Here is a 5,618-nt window from a genome sequence, read left to right on the forward strand (position 1 = left end):
AATTCTTAAGGGTTTAGAGGGCCGAACTGGGGCATCCGGCGGCGCTGCTGGGGCTGCATCAAGCGTTGCCGAGGGGAAAGATTCGGATTGTCACTGTCATAGTCCAGTGACCCTTGCCGTGGGCAGGTCGGCTGGCCTTCGCAGGCGTTTGCAGCGTCTTCTTGCTGTGGTTCTGCTTGCCCTGGTTGTGGGCATGGCCACTCCGAATGCAGCGGCTAACGATCTGGAGCCGGACAAGGGGCAGCAGCCCACCGTTGCTCAGAGTTCTTCCACGGACAATTTTACCGGCAAATTTGTTCCTTCCATTGAACAGCCCTTTGATATTACGGACCCTGAGCACTGGGACGCTGAGGATTTACAAGAGCTGGTGGACAGATATGGATGTGTAGCTGGATTTCCTGACGGAACACTCAAAAGTGAACACCCAGCCACCCGTTTTGAAGTAGCGACTTTAATCAAGGCTTGCCTGGATCTCGGCATCTCCATCCATGAGGAGAATCAGCAGCACACAAACAATACACCCGTTCTCTCTGAACCCACTCCCCACCCCCATGAACCGGCTGAGCACGGGCATGGCATCGTTGCCGAGCATGAGCATCCCATAAATCCCTACATTCTAATCAGCATCCAGGAAGCTGGCCAGAGACCGGTTTGGCAAGAGACGACTACCCTGCGCGGCCCTCCGGGATGATGGATTGCTTTCCTCTCTTCCTCTCCTTTGCCTGCCAGTATTGCACGCGCTGATAGCCATAACGAGTTCAATCCAACAGAAGCTTTTGAAGAAGGATTAGGCGCATTGATCGGTGGATCTGCTACTAGCATCGCTATTTGGGCAACCTTGAACGGGCTAAAAGATAAGACAGAGAAGCTCGGCTGTTCTCTAGATAAAACCATAGTTAAACTAGATAAAACTATAGGAGAATTACATAAAATTACACAAAAATAGACGGTAAAGTTGATAGAGAAGAATTAAAAAACTTCTTTTCCGGCTTCCCACTGAAACCTCCTGGCAATACCTAAATAACTTCTGAAAAAAGCTTTGTGCAGACAAGGGAGTTCACAGTCTCCTGGTGTGTAGTTTCGGCTTTTTTCGGAAGTTCTCCAACTCTCGTCCCTTCTCTTCTTTCTCTAATCCCATGCCCCTGATCAAACCCATGAACTCAGCCGCAGCAACCATCCTCGAAAAACTGTTTGGGAAATACCAGACTTCCAAGCAGGTCAAGGGTGAAGGCTTCAGGCTTCCCTTGCTCAAGCAAGGACTGACTCTTGCCGCTCTTGGAAGTAATTACGAAAGAATAGCATTTTATGGAATAGAAGCCTCTAATGCACATGATCATTGCGTAATTAACCTTGATGGCTACGATTCCTGGCACTCATACTGCTGGGATTAAGTTTGTTGGGATTAGTACCCTCCAGATACTGGCTTGACTTATGTAGGACAGCGCAATTTCTTCTCCTCCCGACCCCAAACTCCAACTCATGACCAACCCCAACCCCAAGTCCCCGTTCCAAAACCTCTTCCGCACCGCTCTGGCCTTCCCCCTTGTCCTCCTGCTCGTATCCTGCGGGAGTGATAACAGCGATGACTCTGATTCCGCCACTACTCCTGGTGGTGGTACTCCTCCTGGTGGTGGTACTACCAGATGCATCAAAACCCACAGTGGAGACTGCTTGACCAATGCTGAATTGGCTGCCCAAGCAAGCCGGCTAACCACCGCAATCAAGAAGGCTGTTCAAAATGTTCCAGGTGGCGCTGAAAATTGGGACAGAGAGCAGGTGAATGCCTACAAAGGCTATGCCCATGTTCATCTCATGAGGGGACCAACAGCAGGGGCGTCACCCGGAGCAGGGGTTCACATTGGCCTAATCGATTCAGGGATTCATCTGGAGCACCCAGATCTCTCCGGTCGTGGCGTCGGAAGGCGAGAGACGTTCCTCCCTGAAGCCCCAGATGAGTTACCATTTGATGTATCCCATGGCACTTCCGTGGCCAGTAAAGCTGTGGGCCTTACTAGCGGTATTGCCTGGGGAGCAGACATGACGATGCTTGCCGTTCGAGGGGCGCAACCAACATCAATCCAGCATGTTCCAAGGAAATTCTATCAGGACATGTTTGATCGAGGCGTTGATATCCAAAATCATAGTTTTGGTTGGTCGCCATATCCTGATTGGCGGCGCCACGGGTTCTTTGATAATCCAGGAGCCATTCAACAAAGTTGGACCACCGCTCAAGTGCGTAATTTTATAGGAGAAGCAAAAATCAAGACATGGGCACAGTCTAAGGTGCCTGACAAAACAATTATGGTCTGGTCTGCAGGAAATAATAATAAACACCCTATAAATCCATCTTTCAATGCACACAGTCCTAGTGTTAGACCTGGCCTACCATATTTTATTCCAGAACTCCGTGGCCACTGGGTAGCAGTTGTTGCAACCGACAGAGAAGGAAATATCGCAGGTTTTTCAAATCGTTGTGGCATTGCTGCCCAATGGTGCATCGCCGCTCCTGGTGAAAGGGTTCGACTTGCTGATTACAATCCTTCAACAGAAGATCCCTTCTATGCTCAAGGTGACGGCACGTCTTATGCAGCGCCGATAGTCACCGGCGGCCTGGCTGTGATGAAGCAGTTGTTCCGTGATCAACTCTCCAACACGCAACTGGTGAGCCGGTTGTTCGCTACGGCCAAAAAATCGGGAGAGCATGGCAACCGAGCCATCTATGGCCAAGGCCTCATGGATTTGGGGGCCGCCACCAACCCCTGGGGAACCCCCGCCTTCATGGGCGCCGGCTCCTCCCTGGGGAACTCCGACGGGGCCAGCATGGCCACTTCCTTTATCTCACTGGGAAGCGCCCTCGGGGACAGCCTACCCCAATCCCTCAATACTCAGGAAGTCGCTGCCTTTGACGATCTGGGCGCTCCCTTCTGGTTCGAGGCCAGTGATTTCACCGTCCCCTCGGACGGTGCTTCCGTTGCCACCCGTCTCAACCGCTTCCTCACGCCACCGCAGCGGCCCCCCATCCCCACCAATTGGCAGTTCAACTTCCAGGAGAAGGCCGCCGCCACGGAGACCGGTCACTTGGCCCTCACCCATGGCGCTTCTCGTTTCACCATGGCCGGTCCCCAGGGGGTGGCTGCCACCGTCTTCCAGAAATCCCAGGACCTGGAAGGGCTCACCCTCTCCTGGACACCTGCCGTCCTGCCGGCCCTCACCATGGAGGCTGGCTATCTCAACGAACACCAATCCCTGCTCAACAGCCAGGGCAGCGGCGCCTTCGGCCGACTCTCCGGCCAAACCCTCTTCCTCAGCGCTGGGCTGGACACCAGTTTGGGAGATTGGGAACTGGAAGCACAGGGAGAAGTTGGCCAGGTGAACCCCTCCGTCTCCCACAGCCAGTTCATCGATACCATCTCTCCCTTGGCCACCAGCACTTTCCGCCTGGCGGCCAGCCGCCCCTTTGTCAACGGCAGCGCCCTGCGCTTCTCCCTCTCTCAACCCCTGCGGGTACACAGCGGCGCCGCCAGCCTCTCCCTTCCCACCGGCCGCACCCAGGAGGGCGCGGTGGTGGGCACAACCCTCTCCGCCCCCCTGGTTCCCAGCGGCCGGCAACTGGATCTCTCCACCCAACTGGACGTTCCCTGGCTGGAGGGGGATCTCTCCCTCGGTGCCACACGGAGCACACAGCCCCGGCATCAGCAAAGCGCTGCACCGGAGTGGACCTTCTTCACGGGCTATCGCGCCACTTGGTGAGCAATCTCTCCTGAGGGCCTCCAGGTTCTCTGCCCAACAGTTTGTTTCACCTATCTCACCTCATCCTTGCTTTTGCCATGATTCATGTTCGCCAACAAACTCCTTCTTCCCGTCAACGATCAAGGACAGAGACGTTGTTTGGACTCTCTGTCGTTTTTCTTTGCCTTGTGCTTTCGGTCGGTCTTAGAGCCCAGGGACAGTCGAACTTTACCTGTGATGAAGCAGTATTAGGGAAAGAGTACTGTTATAGTCTACGACGTCGCTATGAGGAATACCTGGAAAGTCTAGAGATCGTGCATAAGCAAGCTAAGAATTATGGCTGGGTTGTCTGCAATGAATCTTCAGGGACTGTTTATGCAGCTTATGCTTCTGCTTATCCAGGCGACGGCTACACAAGGAAAGGCTGGAAGACAATTCGTTCAGGAGATTGCAGAAGAATATTGACTGAATCCATGACAGGAAGGAATTATTATATTCGTGTTGAAAGATCCAATGGAAATAGTGTGACGAGAGAAGAAAAGTCATTCTGCATGTGGTCACCACAAAGCGATGGAAAAATATATGAAGCTACTTTGCCCAAGTGCCGTAGTTGGAACGTGGGCAGTAAGTCTTTTGAGGAGCTGCCAAAGCACCGTGGCGTTACTACTAAAGTTCGCTAATTTGCTGCTGGCTTTCCCTCCACAAGATCTTCCAGATTACGATCATGTCCACACACATCACGTGATCACCATGGCATTTCTATCTCCACAACCATCCGTACCACCAGCAGGAGGCTGGTGTTTTCGGTGCGTAAGTCGTCGGGCCGGTGTTCTGGCCCTCAGCCTGGCCCTCGGCGTGCTGTCCTTTGCAGCCACAGACGTTGCCCACAGTAAGCCCGGCATGTTGTCCCGTCTCTTTACAGCTCGCGCCCTGCGGCGTGTTGGTCCTGCCGTGGTGCGCATTGACAGCGTAACCATTGAGCCCATTGGCGGCCGTCCGTACCCTGGCCCTGCTCCGAATCGGCAGAACCCCGATCCCTTCTTCCAGCAATTTTTCAACCCGCAGCCCCACCAGGAGAAACTGGGGGCTGGGGTTGTCTTTACCGAGGAGGGGTTAATCCTCACCACCGCCTGGACGGTGGAAAGGATGGACTATCATCTGGACGTGCATTTCAGCGATGGTCGCACCCTGCCCGGCAAACTGGTGGGGGTGGATTTCGTGGCGGACCTGGCCGTAGCCAAGGTGGTGGCGCCGCCGCCTTTTCCGGTGCCCCCCTTGGGAGATTCTGATACCCTGGAGGTGGGAGACTGGATTGTGGCCGTCGGTAAGCATCCTTCAGGAACGGATAACATGGATAACACGGTTGCCAGAGGCGTGATCAGCCGCCTCAACCATCACCAGGGCGACCCTGATCAACAGTTGGAGAAAATTCGGATTGACGCGGTCATTGATGGCGACAATGCTGGCGGACCTCTGGTCAATGTTGCGGGCAGAGTCGTCGGCATCAATACCCTGGCCCGCAGTGGCGAACCAACGGATCATCAGGGTTTTGCCATCCCCATCAACACGGCTCGCGCCGTTGCCGAGGAGTTGATCCGCACGGAGTTGAGTCATCCCACCTTGGGCGTCAGGCTGTGGTCCCTCACCCCTGCCCTGGCGCGGGAGTTCAATCAAAGCCCGGACAACACCGGCTTCCAGTTGCCGGAGCGCCACGGGGTGCTGATCCTCCACGTCCGGCCCCGGGGTCCTGCTGCGCAAGCAGAATTGCGGGCTGGAGACGTGGTGCTCACAGCCGCAGGAAGCAAAGTCGGCAGCCCCGGCGAACTGTTCCAGGCGGTGGAGTCCACCGGCGCGGGAGGGCGGCTGCAACTGGGGATCTGGCGGCAGAA

Annotated in this window: 6 protein-coding genes; all 6 read left to right on the forward strand. The window is 54.9% G+C overall.

Annotated features, from left to right (window positions below):
- Window positions 1-148: 148 nt before the first annotated feature.
- Entirely contained in the window at window positions 149-691 is a 543-nt protein-coding gene (locus BG35_RS12700) for an S-layer homology domain-containing protein (RefSeq protein WP_152535184.1), read from the forward strand.
- A 27-nt stretch (window positions 692-718) separates the two neighbouring features.
- Window positions 719-946 (forward strand): hypothetical protein, encoded by a 228-nt coding sequence (locus tag BG35_RS12705; RefSeq protein ID WP_152535185.1) that lies wholly within the window; start codon window positions 719-721, stop codon window positions 944-946.
- A gap of 190 nt (window positions 947-1,136) precedes the next feature.
- The gene (locus tag BG35_RS12710; protein ID WP_152535186.1) at window positions 1,137-1,391 is read left to right on the forward strand and encodes a hypothetical protein; all 255 of its coding nucleotides are present in this window, start codon (window positions 1,137-1,139) and stop codon (window positions 1,389-1,391) included.
- A gap of 421 nt (window positions 1,392-1,812) precedes the next feature.
- Window positions 1,813-3,750 carry a S8 family peptidase gene (locus BG35_RS12055; RefSeq protein ID WP_236619802.1) on the forward strand — a complete coding sequence of 646 codons (1,938 nt, stop codon included), beginning with the start codon at window positions 1,813-1,815 and terminating at the stop codon, window positions 3,748-3,750.
- Window positions 3,751-3,827: 77 nt separating this feature from the next.
- Entirely contained in the window at window positions 3,828-4,409 is a 582-nt protein-coding gene (locus BG35_RS12410; RefSeq protein WP_080688049.1) for a DUF1036 domain-containing protein, read from the forward strand.
- A gap of 70 nt (window positions 4,410-4,479) precedes the next feature.
- A partial coding sequence (locus tag BG35_RS0105785; RefSeq protein WP_161632546.1) for a S1C family serine protease occupies window positions 4,480-5,618 on the forward strand: 1,139 nt, incomplete at its 3' end.

Origin of the sequence: Candidatus Synechococcus spongiarum SH4 (assembly GCF_000586015.1) — a bacterium.
Taxonomy (GTDB): domain Bacteria; phylum Cyanobacteriota; class Cyanobacteriia; order PCC-6307; family Cyanobiaceae; genus Synechococcus_B; species Synechococcus_B spongiarum_F.

Coding starts and splice junctions, on each gene's coding strand:
- BG35_RS12710 (WP_152535186.1), top strand. CDS start 1,137: ATGCCCCTGATCAAACCCATGAACTCAGCCGCAGCAACCATCCTCGAA.
- BG35_RS12055 (WP_236619802.1), top strand. CDS start 1,813: ATGAGGGGACCAACAGCAGGGGCGTCACCCGGAGCAGGGGTTCACATT.
- BG35_RS12410 (WP_080688049.1), top strand. CDS start 3,828: ATGATTCATGTTCGCCAACAAACTCCTTCTTCCCGTCAACGATCAAGG.